The sequence below is a fragment of the Fluoribacter dumoffii NY 23 genome, assembly GCF_000236165.1.
Taxonomy (GTDB): domain Bacteria; phylum Pseudomonadota; class Gammaproteobacteria; order Legionellales; family Legionellaceae; genus Legionella; species Legionella dumoffii.
The window spans coordinates 783,099-803,903 of sequence record NZ_CM001373.1 but is presented as its reverse complement, the minus strand read 5'-3'; the positions used below and the strand labels follow the sequence as shown (position 1 = coordinate 803,903).

The following is a 20,805-nucleotide window of genomic DNA, read 5'->3' as shown; positions in this document are numbered from 1 at the left end:
ACATTACTCTTCATTTTGAGGTACTTTAAAGTTATTGTTTTGAATGATCTCTTTAGCCAATTCATTGCCTGCCTTTATATCGTCTTCAGAAAGTTTGGCTTTTAACATCTTAAGCTGTTTTGCCGCTTCCTGGTTTTTATTCTGCGCAGCAATTTTAAACAGTGCATAAGCTTTGACCCAATCTTTTTCTACCCCTAAACCGGCAAGATACATATAGCCTAATTTGCCCTGACCTATAGGATTTCCCTGCGCAGCTGATTTGGTAAACCAATATGCGGCCTGCTCGTAGTCCTTATCTACTCCATTTCCTGTGAGGAGTAATTGTCCAATCTCTGCTTGTGCCTCAGATTGCCCGCTAAGCGCTGCGGCTTGATACCAATAAGCGGCTTTTTCAGGATTTGCTTCAACCCCATACCCTTTGAGATAATAATAGGCCAAATAAGTTTCTGCTTTGACGTGGCCTTGATTGGCTGCTTGCGAAAACCAATAAAAGGCCAGTTTATCATCTTGCGCTACACCGGGTTGTTGACCAGTATACAAGAGACCCAAGCTATACTGTGCTCGTACATCACCTTGATCTGCTGCTTTTTGATACCAGTACAATGCTTGATTAACATCTTTGGAGGTTCCTTCACCCATAATATAGTCATAGGCGAGATTCACTTGAGCTTTACTGTATCCTTGTTTTGCAGATTTTTCGAACCATTCGAATGCTGTTTTTTTATTTTCTTTTACTCCATCACCGGCCACATACATAAGACCAATGTTTCTTTGCGCAATTGCATTACCTTGCTTGGCTGATTTCATATACCATTTAAACGCTTCTGGAAAATTTTGCTTCACTCCCTTTCCGAGGTCATACATGAACCCCAAACTCAGTTGTGCCAGTGGATTATTTTTATCTGCAGATTTTTGATACCAATTGATTGCTTCGGTATAATTTTTAGTTACACCCTCGCCATACTGGAACATTCGGCCGATCAAATACATCGCCTCGGGATTTCCCTCTCTTGCCGATTTCATTAAATAAGGGTAGGCAGTAGAGTAATCTCCATTTTGATATGCTGCAAAACCTACGATCTCATCGCCTGCAAAAGCAGTATTCGCTACCAGCAATGCTGCCAAAATAACCCTGCGCATGCCGACTCCAGTTCAATCCCCTTACCTAAAGATTAGAATAAAGAATCAACAAAGCAAGTGAAGCGCTTTAGCTCAAGGGGTATGAAATCCCTTAAGTTTTAGAAAAAAAAGAATAGAATAGTTTAACACTAGCCCCTCCCTGCTTAGCAGGGAGGTCTTCATTATTTTCCTGCAACCATCATCTTTTCAATTAATACAGAACCGCAACGGGTTGCAATATTTGGATTAATATCATTGCCTACGGCAAGAATGCCTTTGAACATATCCTTTAAATTCCCCGCAATAGTGATTTCATCAACAGGATACTGGATTTTACCTCCCTCCACCCAATAACCGCTAGCACCACGGGAATAATCGCCGGTTACTCCATTTATTCCTTGGCCCATTAATTCCGTAACCAATAATCCTTTATCAATTCCTTTTAATAAATCAGCTAAATCACCTGCTGTCGGCTCAATTGTTAAATTATGAACCCCATCAGCATTTGCTGTGGTTTTTAAACCCATGCGGCGCGCAGAATAGCTGCCCAATACATATTGCATCACCCGTCCTTTTTCGACAAGGATATTGGCTCGTGTTGGTACTCCTTCACTATCAAAAGGTGAACTGCCCAAAGCTCCTAATAAATGCGGTTGCTCATAAACACGAATAAATTCAGGGAAAACTTGCTGGCCTATAGAATCTAATAAAAAAGTGTTTCTTCTATATAAGTTGGAACCACTTATTGCATTGATAAAACTTGAAAATAAGCCGCTCGAAATACGTGATGAGAAAATAACAGCGGTTTCCTGGGTAGCAATCTGCTGTGCTCCCAAACGGCTTACTGCCCGCTCTACAGCATTTTTAGCAATTACATGAAAATCAATTAACTCACGGGGATTGCGAGCTGTTGTGTAGTCATAATCCCGTTGCATTTCCTCGCCATCCTTAGCAATTAAAGAACAGCTTAAACCATGACGTGTACTGTGAATAAACCCTGATCCGCCATTGGTATTCGCAAATCCATGATGCGATTCATATGAAGACACATTTACCCCATCTGAATTGATTATCCTTTTATCCAGGGATAATGCGTATTTTTCACAATCCAAGGCCATTTCAATAGCTTGTTGGGGATTTATATCCCACAGATGGAATAGATCCAAGTCCGGATGATTTGGAGACATCAGCTCTTTGTCAGCCAATCCAAAACATGGATCTTCAGCACTAACCCGCGCTATATCGCACGCCGCTTTTACCATGGCCTCCAAGGCAGCAGGAGAAGTATCTGTACTGCTTGCCCCCCCTTTGCGCTGACCAATATAAACAGTCAAACCTACTCCCTTATCTTCGCTAAAAGCAACAGTTTCTACCTCCCCCATACGTACATCGACAGAAAATCCTTTGTCATTATTTACTGCCACCATTGCGTCAGTTGCACCCTCTTTTTTGGCAAGTTGAAGTACATCATTCATCAATTGTGTTAAATCTGTTGTTGACTTATGTACTTCACTATTGTTATTTTGCGTTTTAATTTGCATAAGAGATTCCGTGGTATTGAATGATGTACATAAGGATACAATAACATGTCTTCACAAACCAATGTTTATCCTGCAAACAAATCTTATTTGCTCCATTTATTATTTGTTCTTTGCATCATGTTTATGCCATTCCATTCTTCTTATGCTGAAGGGTATTGGCGTAGATTAAGTTCGGGAATTGACTACCAGGATCTTTCCGGAGGTATTCTTTCGCCCTGGGCCCATATTTATGCATTTCGTATTGACCTCAATAAAAACAAACTCGCTCTGATCAATGCAAAAAAACTATCATTAAAAAACGCCTCTGCAGATCAATTTGCCGAACACAGTAAAGCTCTATTAAGCATAAATGGTGGTTTTTTTGATCATGAATTCAATCCCCTTGGCCTTCGGATTAACAATAAAAAATTGATAAATCCTTTAAAACGTATTAGCTGGTGGGGAATTTTTTATGTAAAAAATAACAAAGCCTACATTTCAAGTTTGAATCATTTTCAACATGATAATGATATTGATTTTGCCATTCAAAGCGGACCACGGTTACTCATAAAAGGAAGAATCCCATCGCTTAAACCAGGCATCGCGGACCGCTCCGCCCTTGGAATCACTGCCGATGGGAGAATCATCATTCTGGTTTCGACTAATGCAGCGATGACTACCAACAAACTTGCTCAATTACTCCGTTCCCCACCCTTATCCTGTATTGATGCAATAAATCTGGATGGAGGGAGCTCAAGTCAGCTTTATGCTCATATAGGTTCTTTTCTATTAAATGTGCATGGATTTTCCAATGTCAGCGATGCAATTATTGTGAAGAAACGAATATAGCTTTCCGGCAAAACTGTGGAAACTGTGTCTGGATAACCCGTTTTCTGGGGTATTTCCTCCCCCAGTCTGCACTATTGTAAGCAACCCACAAGTTATCCACAAAATACTCCCATTTTATTCTATTGACCATAAGCCAAAAACACATTATCTTGTTATGTGACGACGAGAAAAACCCAATATATTGTGCTATAATATGTTTAACAGTGAATAATTTTAACTGACTGTTAATAATAAATAATAATAAAATGCGTGGAGGAAAAATGTCCGCAATTCTTGATCCGGTAAATGATGTGCCGCAAACCAGTCAACTGGAATTGACCGCTAATGCCCCTGGTTTATTAAAAACCATTAAGCGCAATGGTAAAGTAGTAAATTATGATGATACCAAAATTAAAGTAGCAATTACTAAAGCATTCATTGCTGACGAAGGTGGTACAGCCTCTACCTCAGATCGTATTCATCAACAAATTGAAGAACTTACACGCCAAATAACCCAAGTATTTAGACGTCGCTTACCCAGTGGGGGTGCGGTTCATATTGAAGATATTCAGGATCAGGTAGAGTTAGCACTCATGCGAAGCGGCCACTACAAAGTTGCTCGCGCTTATGTGTTATATCGGGAAGAGCACCGTAAAGCACGCGAAAACGAATTAAAACAACAAGCAAGTGATAACAAAATCCTGTTAATTACTATGCCGGATGGTGAATTAAAGCCATTAGATACAGAACGGATGAATACAATTGTTAACGAAGCCTGTCGTGATCTAGAACATGTTCAAGCGGAACCTGTGATTAAGGACGCGATGCGCAATCTGTACAATCAAGCCAAATTTGAAGATGTGCATAAAGCATTGATTATGGCTGCACGTACATTAGTTGAAAAGGAGCCAAATTATACCTATGTCAGCGCCCGCCTGTTATTAGACAGCTTGCGTATGGAAGCATTATCTAAATTGGAAATCCAAAGCGATGCAACCTTTGATGAAATGAGTGCTCTTTACCCTTCTTATTTCAAATTATATATAGCCCATGGCATTAAACAGGGAATGCTGGATGCAAAAATGGCCGATTTTGATTTGGAAAAACTGGGCAAAGCATTATTGCCTGAGCGGGATATGAAGTTTAGCTATTTGAGCTTGCAAACCTTATATGATCGTTATTTCATTCATGAGCATGGTGTCCGCTATGAATTGCCCCAGGCTTTTTTCATGCGTGTTGCTATGGGATTGGCTTTGCGTGAAAAAGATAAAGAAGATAAAGCCATTGAGTTTTATCAATTGCTGTCTTCTTTTGATTACATGTCCTCCACACCGACACTGTTTAATTCAGGCACCATCAGGCCGCAATTATCCAGTTGTTATTTAACCACTGTTCCTGATCATTTGGATGGAATTTACAGTGCCATTAAAGACAATGCCCTGCTTTCCAAATATGCCGGCGGTTTGGGTAATGACTGGACCCCAGTCCGTGCAATGGGTTCCCATATAAAGGGCACCAATGGTAAATCGCAAGGGGTAGTTCCCTTCTTGAATGTTGCTGATGCTACCGCTGTTGCAGTAAATCAGGGCGGTAAACGCAAAGGCGCTGTGTGTGCTTATCTGGAATGCTGGCATAAAGATGTGGAAGAGTTCCTCGAGTTAAGAAAAAATACCGGGGATGATCGACGCCGTACACATGATATGAATACCGCATTATGGATACCCGATTTATTTATGGTACGTGTACGCGAAAATGGCGACTGGACTTTATTCTCCCCAGATGAAGTGCCGGACTTACATGATCAATACGGAAAGGCATTTGAAACACTCTATCGCGAGTATGAAGAAAAAGCGCATCAGGGCCTCATTAAAAATGCAAAAACCGTATCTGCAGTTAAACTGTGGCGTAAAATGTTATCCATGCTTTTTGAAACCGGCCATCCATGGATGACATTTAAAGATCCATGTAATTTACGTTCACCACAGCAACATACGGGTGTAGTCCACAGCTCCAACTTGTGCACAGAAATTACCCTAAATACTTCAGAAGAAGAGATTGCAGTATGTAACCTGGGTAGTATCAATCTGCCTGCCCATATCAAAAAGGGTAAGCTGGACACTGATAAATTAAGACGCACTATCAAAACGGCTATTCGCATGCTGGATAATGTGATTGATATTAATTACTACTCAGTTCCTCAAGCCCGTAATTCCAACTTGAAACATCGACCTATCGGTCTTGGCTTAATGGGTTTTCAAGATGCATTGTATGAATTAAAAATTGACTATGCTTCCCCGGAAGCCGTGGAGTTTGCTGATTCATCTATGGAGTTAATAAGTTATTACGCAATTGAAGCTTCTTGTGATTTGGCTAAAGAACGCGGCAGCTATTCCACCTACGAAGGTTCTTTATGGAGCAAAGGCATACTACCTATTGATTCAATCAGCCTGTTACAGCAAGCACGTGACAAATATCTGGAACAAGATCGTTCACAGCGCCTGGATTGGGAAAGTTTGCGCATTAAAGTCCGTACACAAGGAATGCGTAATTCCAATGTAATGGCCATAGCCCCTACAGCGACTATTTCCAATATATGTGGCGTCTCCCAATCCATTGAACCTACATACCAGAACTTGTATGTCAAATCCAATTTGTCAGGCGAATTCACTGTGGTCAATCCTTATTTGGTTGCGGATTTAAAAGCCTTGAACCTTTGGGATGAAGTAATGGTCAATGATTTGAAATACTTTAACGGCAGTGTACAGCCAATAAGCCGTATCCCTGCTGAATTGAAGCAACGTTATGCCACTTCATTCGAAATTGATCCAATTTGGTTGGTTGATGCAGCTTCCCGTCGCCAAAAATGGATTGACCAGGCACAATCGTTGAACATCTATATGGCTCAACCATCAGGCAAAAAACTCGATCAGCTTTACATGCATGCATGGATGCGCGGGTTAAAAACAACTTATTATTTGCGCAGTTTGGGTGCATCAAATGCTGAGAAATCTACAGTAACTGATGGTGCACTTAATGCAGTTAAAATAATATTGGATGAACCCAAAGTATGTTCCATTCTCGATCCAGACTGTGAAGCGTGCCAATAATCAGGAGTATTAAAATGTCAGAAATCATACAACAACAAAATATAGTTCAAACTGGTGCGACTGGTTATGAGCCTCTTGAAATGGGAGCTGCACGCATCCATGTTGATGATAAACGTATCATTAACTGCCGGGCTGACTTAAACCAACTCGTTCCATTTAAGTATAAATGGGCTTGGGACAAGTATTTAACTGCTTGTGCAAACCATTGGATGCCTAATGAAATAAATATGAGTGCCGACGTGGCACTCTGGAAAGATCCAAATGGACTTACAGAAGCTGAGCGAATGATTATCAAACGTAATTTGGGATTTTTCTCAACAGCAGATTCATTGGTTGCCAATAATCTTGTGCTTGCTGTTTACAGGCACATCACAAATCCTGAATGCAGACAGTATTTACTGCGTCAGGCATTTGAGGAAGCACTGCATACCCATGCTTACCAATACGTTATTGAGAGTTTAGGGCTTGATGAAGCAGAAGTGTTCAATATGTACCGGGAGATTCCATCCGTAGCGACCAAAGCAGCCTGGGCCTTACCTTTTACTCAAAGTTTGGGTGATGAAACTTTCCATACAGGTACATTAGAAAATGATCAGCGTTTATTGCGCGACTTAATTGCATTCTATGTAATCTTTGAAGGCATCTTTTTCTACGTTGGTTTTACCCAAATACTTTCGATGGGTCGCCGCAATAAAATGGTAGGTACATCTGAGCAGTTTCAATATATTTTACGTGATGAATCCATGCATATGAATTTTGGTATTGATGTCATCAACCAAATTAAAATTGAGAATCCGCATTTATGGACACCTGAATTTAAAGAAGAAATGATTCAATTGATTCGTCAAGGAGTTGAGCTGGAATATCAATATGCCAAGGACACCATGCCTCAAGGTATTCTAGGGATGAATGCTGAAATGTTTGAGGAATACTTGCATTTCATTGCCAATCGCCGTTTAAACCAGATTGGACTTCCAGATCAATATCCAGGTGCTACAAACCCATTTCCCTGGATGAGTGAAATGATGGATTTGAAAAAAGAGAAGAACTTCTTTGAAACGCGCGTGATTGAGTATCAAGCAGGCGGTACCCTAAGCTGGGATGAATAATCTGCTGAGTAAGCCATTATTCAAAAAATCCCTAGCACTCTCCGGACCATATGTTGGAATATCTCCTCCAACATATGGTTGATAATTAATTGGACCTGTGATTTCGCTGCAATTTGCCCTGAAAAAAATAATCTAAGTTATACTATAACCACCAAAAATGACACAAATTGTCGAAAAATAACCATTTCACACCATTGTAATTGATCTCTTAATGTACACATAATAATTATTTCGTACAATATTAATAATAGATAATCTTTTTTCTATTGGAGAATGTTATGCCATTGACATTAACTGAATGGTGGAAAAAACTTGACGACGAAACTCGAAGCCTTGCAGGGGTATTTGGAGATATTAATTATCCAGCTTCTTTGACTGTTCCTTACACGAACGTCAAAGCAGATAAAGATATGACTCCTTGGGAAGCTGTACATGCCATGGCAAGCCTTGGCTCAGCGATTGAAACAAATGTGATGAGTGGTCAGGGTATTGCAAGTAATATAGCTACTGCCGCAAAAAACCTTGGTGATCCTATACCCAACTCTCCTCGCCATCTCCCAGCAATTACAGATGAAAAAAGCTTACTGCTCGCTTTGGTATATTATCGGGCACAATGCCGTTTTCAAGAAATTCAATCAAGTAGTAGCCTGGTTCAAAATGGTGCTATGGGCAAACCTGGAGTTCAAAAGAACAAGGAAGGGGTTGCAAAAGAAGCAGAGGTTTTAAGAGTAAAAATAAAAAATTATTGCGCAAGCAATCAAGAAATAGCAGCTGCTGCTGAGTTAAAATTCAAACAACTTTTTCCCCAGGAAAATGAAGTAGGCAGTGAATTCTTTAAAGCAAAAAATTTTATGGACTCCTATACAGATTTTGCTAGCCAATTAATAGGTTCTCTTGTAGAAGACATCAATGAAGAATCCCATACCGAGCTCCACAATAAAACTCTGGAAAAAACCCAGGCGATTATAAAGACCTTAGAGGAGATAGAAGAAGAATTACAATACTTGTATTTATGTAAAAAACTGCAGGAATTCTTGACAGACAATGTTAAAAAATCCTCTGAAGCAACTTTCGAGCGGTTTAAGAGCAGTCTTCCTGCATCATACCAAACAAGTGAAGTAGCCAAACAATTATGGGATGCAGCAGAGCTGCAAGCAAATCAAGGAAAAAAATATTTAGAAATGGCCGCCGAGGGGTGGAACAACCGTATGCCTAATTTGGTTCAAAATTTCATGAATTCACGGTATAACCCCATGGCCTATATTCCCGGCGCATTGGGGGTCGATGAAAATGCTCGTTTTGAACGGTTTAGAGGGCAATTCAGCGCGTTTGTCAGCAGCAAAATCGATGCCTCAAGCCAAACTTTATATGAAAAAACCGGAATAAGTACAGATGATTTTAAGACGGCAAGCTCTCAAAATATCTTAGACTCAATTGAGATGAATCATAAATTAATCCTGGAAATAGAAAGACTTAAAACATCACTCCAATCTTATGTGCAAGAAACCAGCAAGGATAATATCGTTAAATTTTCAACATCCATTTTTTTCGGTTGGCTTACCAAATGGTTTGCCGAATCTAAATTAACCAAAAGTCTGGTGTATGACAATATCCATTATATGAATCTCGCACAAAAATATGCTCAACAATTAGATAAAATTAAAGAAATAAAAGACGAAAAAACTCAAGGCGAAGCGCTTGGGAAGCTCAAAGAAACGATGCATCAGGAAATTGATAACGTTAGAGATGAAAGCCGTTATTTGTTCTTTAAAGAAGATCGGAAATTAGCCCATAAAAAATTAAGTAACATTGTTGACGGTATAAAAAATGAGGATGACATTAGCACCATACAACCTGTGCGTAAGTAATCTCAGAAATTGGTAACGCGTAGTATTTGCACCCACTCTGCTATTTGAAAAAATTAGGATGATCTTTTTCTCTTCTATAGTAGAATCTTAAAACAGTTGAAATGTCTTTTCGACTGCTGCATCACAAAAAAACTCAGGCTAATCTGGTTCAATCACAGGAGGTGACGTATGGCTAAGAAAAATAAGCGACAGGCAGAAGATACCAATTATAGTTTTTTGTTTCAATGCATGGCAGCATTAACCACAGCAGCTATAGTTACGGCAGGGATTATCGCCGCGGCTACATTAAAATCAGCTGCAGTATCTGCAATAGCAGCACAAACACTCCTTGCATCAGCTTTTGTGTTCACACCTGTTTTCCCAATGGCGCTCATTGCGATTAGCCTGGTTTTTGTCTTACCCTTTCTCTTTGGTTGCAACAATAATACTTCCACCGTAGCGAGGACAACCAGGTCTTCAAACTATACCGATAATGGAAATTTTACTTTTTATACTTCTCCCTCTGTTTATACCCCCTATCCTGGTTACCCCATACCCGCCTCTGGCAGTTCTGTATACATAAATGATAACCATTCCCACAGGCATCCTTCCTCCCAAGGTACAGTTCATGGACATGGGGGCGCGAATACCGATAGACATGATGGTGCAATTAATAGACATGGGCATGGACATTTTTAATTAACTTACCCCCAAAAGGGGGAAAAACCAAACAGCAACTCTTTTTATTTAACAAAAATAAAGCATAAAGTCTTTTTTTTAGAATCCATGTGCTATATTTAACCCTTGAAGAAGCATTTTTATGGAAAAATGAAAGAAAAGGAGGGATTTAAAATGCAAAAAACTTTATTAACAGTGCTACTGCTATCATGTGCTACAGCTGCTCTAGCTGATAATGTCATAATCACAGAAACCAAGACCTGGAAAAGCGTTCCCATTACTGTGGATGATCAAGCTCATACTTATACCATCGAAGGAAACGCCACATTACCCGAAGGTGATTTTTATTATACCTATCCAGGTTATCGTTGTTTAAAAGAGAAAAAAGATATTGTCGGAGTAAATGCACTCATATTCCATGCAGGTATTGCAGGTGGAAGCGATATATATTGTTATCCCGAGTAAAATCCCGCTCTAGCAATAACGCATAGCCGGCTGCTGTTTAAAAACCGGTTATGCGTTTTTACCCTTTTTCTGATTCACCTGAACCTGTTCCCTTTGCATTTTATATAACCATTCCATTTACCTGGCTGTCCCAAAGCCTTTTAAAGTAACTTCGCTCATTAGTTACCAACTCATTAAACGATCCCTCTTCAATTATCGCCCCGCCCTCCATAACTACAATTCGATCCATGTGGCGGATAGTAGACAACCGATGAGCAATTGCTATAACAGTAGCATTATTTTGCTCGAGCATGTCATTAATGGACTGTTGAATTTCTTGTTCTGAAAGCGAGTCCAGACTTGAAGTCGCTTCATCCAGAATCACAAGGGATGCATTTTTCAAAAATGCCCGCGCGATTGCAATCCGCTGGCGCTGACCACCCGAAAGTTTTACCCCACGCTCCCCGACCAAAGTCGCATATTTTTCCGGAAACGACTCAATAAAATCATCTATATTAGCCATTGCAGCTGCGCGTTTAATCTCTTCAAGCGTTGCATTTTCTTTTGCATAGCCAATATTCTCTCCAATAGAGCGATGAAAAAGCATAATATCCTGTGGAATTAGGGCTATTTGTCGGCGCAGGGAATCGGAAGTAATCTCCGAGATAGGCTTGTTATCAATAAAAATATCTCCTGAATCAGGTTTAAAATTCTTTAGCAACAAAGAAATCAATGTAGACTTTCCTGCCCCCGAGTGACCAACCAAACCAATCTTTTCCCCAGGTTTAATTAATAAATTCAGATCAGTAAAAACGGGGGCTTTTTCGGCATACCCAAAGGATAGATTTCTGAACTCAATTTTACCGTGTCGGATAGAGTATGCTTGGGCATATGGCGCGTCTACTTCATCATGGGGCATCGATAAAATACCAAAAGATGATTTAAAATCTCCAATTTCTTTTAAAAAAGTACAAAGACTGCTCATAAGCGTCCACAAATCAAAAGAAATGGTAATGGCAGTGAGCATGACAAACAGGAAATCCCCAGTAGAAATTTTCTCATGGGTTCGAAGAAAAATCATAAATAGAAAAACTGTAATCAGCATAAACCAGTAAAGCACCGAACCAACGGTATTAAACTTAAAATCATACTGATAAAGCTCAATTTGCCTGGGGATAAAATCGTTTGACATCAACTGATTAACTCGTTGATGTTCAGCTCGTCGTTTTGCAAAATAAAAAAGAGAAAAGATGTTGGTAATGTTATCTGAAAAAGAACCTATAACCTGGTGTTTGCTCTCAGCCACGTCTTTGGAGAGCTTATTCAATTTAAGTGCCATAGGAAGCATCACGGCCATAACTAACACACACCAGGCCAGCATGAAACAAAATACACTGAAATTAACAATCAGCAGGACAAAAACAGAAACTACCACAATACAAAAATGTTTGCCTACGATATGATGAAGATTAGCAAAAACGCTATCATATCCATCAAGTATCCCCTTCAACTTACTAATTACCATACCGCTTGGGGTATTTTGAAAGAATTGATAAGAATGATGTTGCACGTAATTGTATGCAGAAGATAACAATCTTTGCCGGGCGTAGGGTTCAGCCTTCCACTCAGCAAAATCACTAATACGCCAAACAACATCCAGTACAATTTGCGCAGTAATAAAAAGCACAATTGGAAACACTAATTGAGAATAGGAAGTAATTGTTTGATTAGAAAACGCATCAACCAGTAGTTTAAAGGAATAATTGTTGGCAAATATGTAAAACGCAGTGAGCACTGGCGCCTGCAACATCAAGAGATACCACCAGCGATAAGGCTTAATGACTTGCCATAAAAAATCCCAGGCTGAATGAAATGGATATTTTAAATCTGAAGTGTCCATCAATGCGCACGCCTAACCAAATGATCGCTTGAGTATACCATAATGATCGGTCAGAATGCTCATAATAAGTTCTTTTTTCAGCCTATTAAAAGAGAATACTTTTCATTTAAAGTTGTTATTTTTAAAGGATAACGTTAGACTTACGACGTCAATCAAAGTCCCGGTGGCACAGCTGGATAGCGCAGCCCCCTCCTAAGGGGCAGGTCGGAGGTTCAAATCCTCTCCGGGACGCCAGCAACATAAAGTTAAATTCCCAGTGATATTCCCCACTAGACGAACTTATAAAAAGTTTAAGTATTTTAATGCCCGCTTGATATAAATAAATTATACTGCGTATTTTTTAACTACTAAGTATTAATATGATTCGATACAAATTATATACAGCAGAAGAAATTACTAATTTAGATATAGAAACCTTTAACCAGTGGCTTTCTTTTCTTTATAAATACCCTACCCAAAACAAAAGCCCTTATAACGGGGCACTTCAACCAAGTCCTGATTGGTTACATGAATGTTGGTGTATTAGAACGCAAGCACATTCTCGCGCTTCTTTTTCCAACATTCGTGCTAAATATGAAGAACGCATTTTAAGTGCGGTACAAAGTAATGATAAAAAATCGACCATTCGTTTATTAAGCCTGGGAAGTGGGGGTTTATTTCAAGATCTGATGATTCTTTTAAAGCTTTATTATAATGGTTATAAAGATATTGAGTTGGATTGTATCGAAAACGTTGCGAATCAGGAACAGCAAAAAATTTTAAACGCAATCATTGATCGATTAAATCAAAATGATGCCAATATTCGAGTCCGTCATTTTTCCACTGTAGATGAAAGAAATGAGAATACGGACAGTTCTCAAGTAGAATGCGATGTAGTGTATGCAATCGATTTTGATGATATCGGAAAAGTTTTAGGTAAGGATTTTTCTGAAAGGCAATTGGAAGCCAGGGCGGAAAATAGTTACTCCGATGCGCTTTGTCCTCTTTTTCTGGGTGCTTATGCGCAATTAAGGAAGTCTGCCTCCTCTTTGTTTCTATTGACATTTGGAAAAAATTACATTTCTCACCATGGGGAAAAAGCAGATATTTATTGTAATGAGCTTGATTATCAATTCGAAAAAAGAATTCCTTCTTATGTTTATCATGACTATTACTATATTAATGCAAATATTTTTTCTCTTTTATTGCATCTCCCCTTTATAAAAGCAAAAAACAAAACCCTGCTTATTAATGAGGAAATTTTGAATGAAAGCACTTCAGAATCAATAAAAAAAATATTGGACCAACATAATATTTCTTATTTTATTGCTTCGGCTGATGAAATTGGAAAAAAACTTGATGCGGAAGCAGCTACTGTACTCGTAATTGATGATTCCATATGTAATAGAAAGAACCCAGGAGAAGAATATCTTGATGCAAGTTTTAAACATGGCCATGCACAAGTTACACGTTACGACTTGGATGTCAGGAAAAAGCCGCGCAATGATGTGTTCTTTTCTTTTCATGAAATTAAAGCAAATCAGTTTACCCAAAGAGTTGGGCAATTATCTGCAGATGAATGTGTAGAAAAAGTAAATGAAGGCATCATCAATTATTTAGAATGGTGCAAAAAAAATGCATCGGGAACACGCGGCATAACGCGTTTTTCACATTGGTTTCATGGTGAAAGCGGAATTTTAAGAGCCAAAGGTTTGCAAAAAGCTCTCAGTGAATCCCCTGATGTGGGAAAAGATGAACTTTTGTCTCTCTTAAACAAGCATTTGCAAGGATCTGGAAATACCCATCATTCATTGACTCGTTTTATTCACTCAGCTTTGAGCCGGGACAACGAACTTGAAAACTTACCTGATGCTGATTATAAAGAGGTACGATCTAAAGTCAGAGTAGGATAATAGTATGGATTTACTTTTATAAATTCATTCTTTTTTTAGGACCGTTTTCAATCGCGTACATTAGGTATTTGAAGTCCTGACCCCGATTAGAATAATACCCTTAGTATTTTTTAAGGGGGGCCTTTTCCACTTTTGGGTGCACTCATCACCACATCTTCCAGAGTTTCTTTAGGTTGTGGTAATGGCTGTGCTGATGAGGATTTGAGCGTTGCTAAATGTGTTTTGTAACTTGCTGTATTCTCCGACTTACACATCTTTTTAAGAAAATCGGCTTCAGTATCTTTCGCGATATAAACTGTATTCCCTTTTTGAAATAATAAAGTTTTATTTTGGTAACCCATTGCATCACTAAACGCGCGGGCCTCTTCTTTACTCGCAAAGGTCAGTTGCATAGAGTAGTCTATTACCCCGCGGGTATCTTGACGTATTTTAGTATTTTCATATTTAAGGGTGGGTGCAGATGCTTGAACTCCTTTAACTGCTTTTATTTGGTCCACACATTTTTGCTGTAATTCTTCAATCCTTTGTTTGGAAAGTTTTTCATCGTGATGTCCCTGCATCACATGAGTAAATGCGAGTTTGGGTTGATTGATATTAAGGGTTAAGATCTTGGCTACTGCCCCCTGGGATAAATAAATTTCATTTTCATTTTGGAATAAATTCTTTTTGTCTCTTAAAGAAACATGATTGGTAAATTGCCGCGCTTGTCGGGAATCTTGAAAAATTATCTTTACTGGAAAATCCTGTTGGGTATCTTGCTTAATTTTTTGCCTATAATTACCCGTATGCACCGCTGCGGTTGTAAAAGCAGGACTGTTTTTAAGATTTTTTTGTAGATCAGCTGCTGGTTTGCTTTTTTCTTGTTGCGCTAATTGTTCCTTTTCTTTCTTGCTTTTGTCAAATTGTTCCAGAAATGCTTTATCACAGGTATTCATTTTACGTTGAATTTGAAGCGGGATACTTTTTTCTGTTGAGAAAACAGCATCTACAGCTATACTGGTTCCATCTTTTTTAATAGCCGAACTTTGAACGCTATGCTGATAGCTAAAAGTGGGATTTGTCAGAATATGAGGCATCTCTTTTGGTAAGCCCTTAGGCCCATTATTCATATCCCCAGCCATAACAATATCCAAATCCGGATGCTTTTTTCTGAATTGCTCAAGATCCTTCATTACTCCATTGAGGTCAACACGAGGCGTCTGGTTTAGTGAATCGTTTTTTGGTTTCGTTGACGCATGAACATTAACCAAAAGCCGTTTTTTTCCCTGTTCATCCTCGACTAATGTAACTAAAACCTGCCCTTTTGCTGCGCCTGACTCTTCATATTTTCGTTGTAAATTCTTGATGTCTTGATTTAATGCGTTATCAGGGACAGGCGCGGGATTGCAACTGAATGTGAGATTACCGAAAAGACGTGTACCATTTTGATTATACCTCATGCTCAATTTTTGCTTGGGATCTAAGTACTTCTCAATATTAGCTATTAATTGATTTTGAGAACCGTGGGGGACTTCCTGCAACATACCACTGGTTATTTTTCCTGCATTAATTTGCTGTGCAATAGCATAAGCTTTCATTTCCAAATCATCATTGACATTGTCTTTATCAATGTTCCAGATTAAGGTTTTACCAAATAATTGGGGATGATGATCTGAGTGAAGATTTTGCTCTTTAGTAGTTATCGTTGCGCCTGCTTTAAATTTTATTTTTAGTTTTTTAGCCATGCGTATATCTACCTCTTATCGAAAGACTGACTCTGCAAAAAAGAGTAATAAAAATGGATTACACAACCAGAGACAAAATAAAAATGATTTTTTGCCATTTTTATACTCTCATAATTGAGTTTAGCAGAAGCTACAAAAAGTATGGGGGCAGCTCCATGGTGCTTAGCAGTATTACCTGCCCAATTGATTTGGAATAACAGTCATTAAAAATATTAAGTGGAGACGTTGATAATTTACAACAGAAGAAAAATATAAAAAAAATTATTCAATTATTCTTAAAATAAAATGAAGACAAACAGGGTTATCCTGAAATACTGAATTATTTTGTTATCTAGATAAACTCCTTGCAGTTATTGTTTTATTTGGCATCATTAAAATTTAAAGCTCCAGGTTAACAGGAAGTCATAATGTCCTCTTCACAAAGTACTATTGATTTTATTCTTGATCAAATCTCAGACAGAAATTGGGTCCATGCAAAAAAGATGTTTGGAGACTATGCAATCTACTATCATGACAAAGTTGTAGCTTTAGTTTGTGATGATCAACTATTCCTTAAGCCCACTTCAGCAGGTAAAGCATATCTCAATAACTTTATCGAGGGTGTTCCTTATCTAGGTGCACAACCCTACTTACTCGTATCGGGTGATTTGCTTGAGGACAGCGAATGGTTTACAGATCTCATTAGACTTACTGCATCAGAACTTCCTGAGCCCCATAAGAAGAAGAAGAAAAAATAATCTGGATCAAGGAAACAACAATACACCCTGCTTTAAATCACCAAAGCATAGTTGGATGCCCCAGCCTCAACCTAAGTCATTTGGATTACCAAGATCTGTTGAAGAATAAAGACCATCCTCTTATCCCCAAGCCAGATTTTTCATGCATCATTCTGCTATAATTTAGTCACCATGTGTCAAATTGAATAATTATGGCTACCGATAAGTACGAGAAAAACCTGAACCTTAATAAAAGTAAACTATTTCTTAAATCTGTTTTATTGCCTGCTTTGGAATACAAAAGTTGTATTGAAAATCAAATGATTCTTGAGCAAGTGTTAATTCAGTACGACCCTACCAACTGTGATTCTGAAGAAGACGACATTGAAGTAAGCTCACCTGTCATACCTACCTCAGTAACTGAGGATATATTTTCCAAATCAAAACAAGCCCGCCAGAGCAATTATTTTGTCTGTTTAAATATGGTTGGTATGTACCTTGGAGCAGAGGACATCCCTCCTTATTTCCTGACTATTATTTCCAGAAATAATAAGGCTCATTTAGCTTTAGATCATGAGTTGGATGAAATTGCAACAGATAATAACTACCAATGCGAATTTGAACACGATTTGGAAAGCTATGCTGGGTTCGAATTTCAAAATTGGGTGAGTAAAATTCCCTTAGACAGTAAACATCTCAAATTTCTAAAAGATCTGTTTACTGAGAATGAAGGGGCTCTTGAGTTAATTAATACGGTAGAAGCCAATCTTCTTGCTTATAATGCACGTAATTATGGGTATCAAACATTAATATCTCTTTTAGAAAGGTTGAAAGAAACAAACTCAGTGGCAGTACTTCAAGAGACAGCCTCCTCTAAGAATGTAATTTATTTTGGTTATCCTCCATTAATCGATGTCGAAAAACTAACAGCGAAGGATTTGGTAAACATTCTATCTGAAATGACCTATGCCTATATCAGTATGTCTCAGACAGAGTATGATTTATTAAATCATTATTTTTCGACAATGCGTCGTTCCAGTTCGATTCGGGTCGCGCAAGAAAATCCGCTTGTAGTTGGAATAAAATTTGCCAATGTAAATGAAGCAGGTGAAGTAGTTTGTGATCCTCTGTTTGTGGAAGATGTGAGTTATCTCGATCCCGTTATAAAAGCCACGATTAATAGACAAATTCAGGAATTAAAATTTATTTTTACCCGCTTTTATGAGAGTTATTTTTTAAAATTACAGGAACATTACAAGAATCAATCACTACAGGGAAACGACACCTATATTTTAAGTACTTGTCAAAAGCCGCTAGCGTTCAAAGAAGGATTCCAAAGCAGGGTTACCTTGTATAAAGAACAGTGTAAGATTGGCTTTTTTATTGCGGATCAATTAAAACTTGGGGCAAAAGAAAATATTCAAAAATGTGCTGCACCGATTGACCTCCCTGCCTCTCTGTTCCTGGAACATGGTGATACCATTCTCGCCAATATGCTTGGTGGTAACTCCTCATCAAGAGAAATGCGCCTTATTGACGAAAACCTGTCCATTTATATGGGTTGGGAATATGGGTTAAAATTTACGGATTTGAATCCTGATTTAAAGAAAATTTATTGTGATCGAGGTGAAGATCTTGAAACTGACAACCTTGCATTAGTCATTCCATTAGTCAATTTAACCCTTTATTTTATGTTGCGGTATTTAGAGCAACTTGAAAAAAACAGCCAACCTGAAATTTTTAGGAATACTCTGCAATACACTGCTCAGTTCATTATAGATAACCAACTTGCTCTGCCTGAAAAATATCAATCTATGTTTTACAACTCTAATAATCTTTTCCCAAAAACCAAAGATGCAATTCGTGAAATTTACGATCTACTTTTCCTGGAACAACTGAATACCCGCAAAGAATGCATGGATTTGGAACAAAAACTGGACGAGGACAATGTGGTTTATTTAATTAGTGATGAAGAGGAAGACGAAAAAGTAGTGGAAGAAGAGGTAAAGGAACCACTAAGACGCAGCGGCAGTTATAATTTTTTTGATAGGAAACTCACTGACCAAAATTCAAATCTCCAGGATCAGGAATTATTAAAACCGGATGATATGACACCTCATTGAATGTGCTTTCAAGATCAAAGTACTTACCTAATTTCATTCATAACTCATTGCCTCATGAGAATACGGCGATCTTCGACTAAGTTAATGCAGAAGGCTAATTTATCCATCCTGGATTATGAATTGTGGCAGGTAACAGTAAATCCCTTATCATTAATGCTTTTCTCAATTGCTGCAATTCGTGCCATCTTAATTCTAATTGAGATTTCATGTCCCGTATAATGCAAAGCAAACTCTTTGGTATTTATGGTTTTTGCAGCCTGATAGGCTTGCTGAATCCTTTCTACGAAGGATGGCTCCTGGATACAAAGTTCAAATAGGTGCAAACACTCATTCAAGCGTTCTTTACTGTAAAAAGCCCCAATATTTGTTAATAAATCCAGTAGCTTTTCCGCATCAAGTTCGGGAGCTTGTTTGAATTGAAGCAAATATCTGTTGGTTAGTAATGCCAAATCACGGTATGGGTTGGGTACATTAAATTGCTTGCAGAACTTGAGTATTTCTTCTTTGGTCAGGCCGTGCATCAACACAGCAAAACGTACAGGAGCGGGATCTTTATGATCTGCAGACCGTTGGAGGGCCTCAATAGCAAACCCTGGGAATTTAATAAAGGGGTATAAAGCTGAATCTGCCCCGCATTTATTAAGTGCAGCAAAAAAATTCTCTGGGTAAGCGCCCATAAGTGCACGCTCAAATTCCTTCCATATCCGCTCCATACTGAGCTCATTGAGTTTCTTGTCCGCAACCATTTGCTCCATTAGCGTCATTGTTTCCTCTGCTATTTGAAATCCTAAACAAGCAGCAAAACGGGCTGTACGAATTAAACGAAGAGGATCTTCAACAAATGCAGGGGTTATATGTCGTAATATCTTTTTATCCAAATCCGTTTTGCCATTAAAAGGATCAATTAATTCCCCCAGTTTTCCATCTTCCAGAGGTAAAGCTATGGCATTAATGGTTAAATCTCGTCTTTTTAAATCCTCCGTTATCGTAATCGTAGGAGAAATATCGAACACAAATCCAGTATGGCCCTGTCCTATTCGTTGTTCACTTCGTGCCAGTGCATGCTCTTCTTTGGTTTCTGGATGTAAGAAAACAGGAATATCTTTTGCATGTTCGCTAGTGAGAATAGGCTTGAAACCCTGTTTTATCATTTCCTCTTGAGTTCCTCCAACAACAACCCAATCGTTGTCTTTTGGGTGGATGCCTAGCAATTTATCACGTACTGCGCCACCTACTAAGTATATTTTCATAATTCTAGGATTGATATTAATTTACAAAATGGCTATTTTAAATTCATATAGATAAGATAACAACAATTATGGCCATATTTAAACCTTTTATCGCTTTAATTAAAGCTAATACCTTGAAAAAATGGTCCTTTTGGGTAAGGATTAAAGAAAAGGACTTAACTCTAAAATGAATTTATATGCCGCTGTAGTTGAAAATATTCCAGTAAAAACAGAGGTGGTCCAAACACCTTCACCTTTCTTTGCCTCAGTTTTTATTTATGTGGAAATTTTAAGTATAACCATTGGAGTTGTTCTTCTGTTCGTTGCTTTTTATATGTTGCGCCCAAGAGAAGAAGAGCAAAGACGTATTCAGGATCAATTTCTGTTTTATTTAATCCTGGGCCTTTTTTTAATTTTTTTTCCGTTTGTATTTGAGTATTTTTTTAGTTGAGTATTTTCTACTCTAAAAAAACAATAGAGAAACTCCAGATGTTCAATAAAATTCATCCTAACTTGCATTAAACATTCATTGTGCTTGTGCTCTGCACGCTGATCTATAATTTATTAAT

General features: G+C 38.3%; 15 protein-coding genes and 1 tRNA gene. 11 read left to right on the top strand and 5 right to left on the bottom strand.

Annotated features, from left to right (window positions below; genetic code table 11):
- Positions 1-3: 3 nt before the first annotated feature.
- Both KYQ_RS03725 and pmbA read right to left on the bottom strand, forming a co-directional pair.
- Positions 4-1,140: a tetratricopeptide repeat protein gene (locus tag KYQ_RS03725; protein WP_010653907.1), complete on the bottom strand. Its 1,137-nt coding sequence runs from the start codon at positions 1,138-1,140 to the stop codon at positions 4-6.
- Between the two features lie 161 nt (positions 1,141-1,301).
- Positions 1,302-2,660 (bottom strand): metalloprotease PmbA, encoded by a 1,359-nt coding sequence (pmbA, locus tag KYQ_RS03720; protein ID WP_010653908.1) that lies wholly within the window; start codon positions 2,658-2,660, stop codon positions 1,302-1,304.
- Between the two features lie 45 nt (positions 2,661-2,705).
- Here pmbA and KYQ_RS03715 point away from each other — a divergent pair, with 45 nt between their 5' ends.
- The 6 genes from KYQ_RS03715 (at position 2,706) to KYQ_RS03690 (ending at position 10,673) form a co-directional block, all read left to right on the top strand.
- The gene (locus tag KYQ_RS03715) at positions 2,706-3,488 is read left to right on the top strand and encodes a phosphodiester glycosidase family protein (protein ID WP_010653909.1); all 783 of its coding nucleotides are present in this window, start codon (positions 2,706-2,708) and stop codon (positions 3,486-3,488) included.
- 260 nt (positions 3,489-3,748) lie between these two features.
- Positions 3,749-6,574 carry a ribonucleoside-diphosphate reductase subunit alpha gene (locus tag KYQ_RS03710; protein ID WP_010653910.1) on the top strand — a complete coding sequence of 942 codons (2,826 nt, stop codon included), beginning with the start codon at positions 3,749-3,751 and terminating at the stop codon, positions 6,572-6,574.
- Positions 6,575-6,588: 14 nt separating this feature from the next.
- Positions 6,589-7,683, top strand: a complete 1,095-nt coding sequence (locus tag KYQ_RS03705; protein WP_010653911.1) for a ribonucleotide-diphosphate reductase subunit beta — start codon at positions 6,589-6,591, stop codon at positions 7,681-7,683.
- Positions 7,684-7,961: 278 nt separating this feature from the next.
- Positions 7,962-9,551, top strand: coding sequence for a hypothetical protein (locus KYQ_RS03700; protein WP_010653912.1), 1,590 nt, complete (start codon positions 7,962-7,964; stop codon positions 9,549-9,551).
- A gap of 168 nt (positions 9,552-9,719) precedes the next feature.
- Positions 9,720-10,229, top strand: a complete 510-nt coding sequence (locus KYQ_RS03695; RefSeq protein ID WP_010653913.1) for a hypothetical protein — start codon at positions 9,720-9,722, stop codon at positions 10,227-10,229.
- Between the two features lie 153 nt (positions 10,230-10,382).
- Entirely contained in the window at positions 10,383-10,673 is a 291-nt protein-coding gene (locus KYQ_RS03690; RefSeq protein WP_231294599.1) for a hypothetical protein, read from the top strand.
- A gap of 100 nt (positions 10,674-10,773) precedes the next feature.
- Here the strand turns inward: KYQ_RS03690 and KYQ_RS03685 are convergent, their stop codons facing one another.
- A complete protein-coding gene (locus KYQ_RS03685; protein WP_010653915.1) occupies positions 10,774-12,552 on the bottom strand; it encodes an ABC transporter ATP-binding protein in 1,779 nt (592 codons plus the stop codon).
- Between the two features lie 157 nt (positions 12,553-12,709).
- On the opposite strand from KYQ_RS03685, the gene KYQ_RS03680 reads away from it, so the two are divergent.
- Both KYQ_RS03680 and KYQ_RS03675 read left to right on the top strand, forming a co-directional pair.
- Positions 12,710-12,786, top strand: a tRNA-Arg gene (locus tag KYQ_RS03680).
- 125 nt (positions 12,787-12,911) lie between these two features.
- Positions 12,912-14,444: a hypothetical protein gene (locus KYQ_RS03675; protein WP_010653916.1), complete on the top strand. Its 1,533-nt coding sequence runs from the start codon at positions 12,912-12,914 to the stop codon at positions 14,442-14,444.
- Positions 14,445-14,554: 110 nt separating this feature from the next.
- Here KYQ_RS03675 and KYQ_RS03670 read toward each other — a convergent pair whose 3' ends face one another.
- The gene (locus KYQ_RS03670) at positions 14,555-16,168 is read right to left on the bottom strand and encodes a hypothetical protein (RefSeq protein ID WP_010653917.1); all 1,614 of its coding nucleotides are present in this window, start codon (positions 16,166-16,168) and stop codon (positions 14,555-14,557) included.
- A 407-nt stretch (positions 16,169-16,575) separates the two neighbouring features.
- On the opposite strand from KYQ_RS03670, the gene KYQ_RS03660 reads away from it, so the two are divergent.
- The gene (locus KYQ_RS03660) at positions 16,576-16,905 is read left to right on the top strand and encodes a TfoX/Sxy family protein (RefSeq protein ID WP_010653918.1); all 330 of its coding nucleotides are present in this window, start codon (positions 16,576-16,578) and stop codon (positions 16,903-16,905) included.
- 191 nt (positions 16,906-17,096) lie between these two features.
- Complete coding sequence (locus KYQ_RS03655) at positions 17,097-19,007, top strand: hypothetical protein (RefSeq protein WP_010653919.1); 1,911 nt, start codon at positions 17,097-17,099, stop codon at positions 19,005-19,007.
- 113 nt (positions 19,008-19,120) lie between these two features.
- Here KYQ_RS03655 and KYQ_RS03650 read toward each other — a convergent pair whose 3' ends face one another.
- Positions 19,121-20,257: a tRNA nucleotidyltransferase/poly(A) polymerase-related protein gene (locus tag KYQ_RS03650; RefSeq protein ID WP_010653920.1), complete on the bottom strand. Its 1,137-nt coding sequence runs from the start codon at positions 20,255-20,257 to the stop codon at positions 19,121-19,123.
- A gap of 166 nt (positions 20,258-20,423) precedes the next feature.
- Here KYQ_RS03650 and KYQ_RS03640 point away from each other — a divergent pair, with 166 nt between their 5' ends.
- A complete protein-coding gene (locus KYQ_RS03640) occupies positions 20,424-20,687 on the top strand; it encodes a non-structural protein NS4A (protein WP_010653921.1) in 264 nt (87 codons plus the stop codon).
- Positions 20,688-20,805: the final 118 nt, after the last annotated feature.

Bases quoted from the DNA above. Each gene is read 5' to 3' on its own strand.
- pmbA (WP_010653908.1), bottom strand. From the start codon at position 2,660: ATGCAAATTAAAACGCAAAATAACAATAGTGAAGTACATAAGTCAACA.
- KYQ_RS03650 (WP_010653920.1), bottom strand. From the start codon at position 20,257: ATGAAAATATACTTAGTAGGTGGCGCAGTACGTGATAAATTGCTAGGC.
- KYQ_RS03675 (WP_010653916.1), top strand. From the start codon at position 12,912: ATGATTCGATACAAATTATATACAGCAGAAGAAATTACTAATTTAGAT.
- KYQ_RS03690 (WP_231294599.1), top strand. From the start codon at position 10,383: ATGCAAAAAACTTTATTAACAGTGCTACTGCTATCATGTGCTACAGCT.
- KYQ_RS03660 (WP_010653918.1), top strand. From the start codon at position 16,576: ATGTCCTCTTCACAAAGTACTATTGATTTTATTCTTGATCAAATCTCA.
- KYQ_RS03670 (WP_010653917.1), bottom strand. From the start codon at position 16,168: ATGGCTAAAAAACTAAAAATAAAATTTAAAGCAGGCGCAACGATAACT.
- KYQ_RS03655 (WP_010653919.1), top strand. From the start codon at position 17,097: ATGGCTACCGATAAGTACGAGAAAAACCTGAACCTTAATAAAAGTAAA.
- KYQ_RS03700 (WP_010653912.1), top strand. From the start codon at position 7,962: ATGCCATTGACATTAACTGAATGGTGGAAAAAACTTGACGACGAAACT.
- KYQ_RS03695 (WP_010653913.1), top strand. From the start codon at position 9,720: ATGGCTAAGAAAAATAAGCGACAGGCAGAAGATACCAATTATAGTTTT.
- KYQ_RS03640 (WP_010653921.1), top strand. From the start codon at position 20,424: ATGAATTTATATGCCGCTGTAGTTGAAAATATTCCAGTAAAAACAGAG.
- KYQ_RS03710 (WP_010653910.1), top strand. From the start codon at position 3,749: ATGTCCGCAATTCTTGATCCGGTAAATGATGTGCCGCAAACCAGTCAA.
- KYQ_RS03705 (WP_010653911.1), top strand. From the start codon at position 6,589: ATGTCAGAAATCATACAACAACAAAATATAGTTCAAACTGGTGCGACT.
- KYQ_RS03725 (WP_010653907.1), bottom strand. From the start codon at position 1,140: ATGCGCAGGGTTATTTTGGCAGCATTGCTGGTAGCGAATACTGCTTTT.
- KYQ_RS03685 (WP_010653915.1), bottom strand. From the start codon at position 12,552: ATGGACACTTCAGATTTAAAATATCCATTTCATTCAGCCTGGGATTTT.
- KYQ_RS03715 (WP_010653909.1), top strand. From the start codon at position 2,706: ATGTCTTCACAAACCAATGTTTATCCTGCAAACAAATCTTATTTGCTC.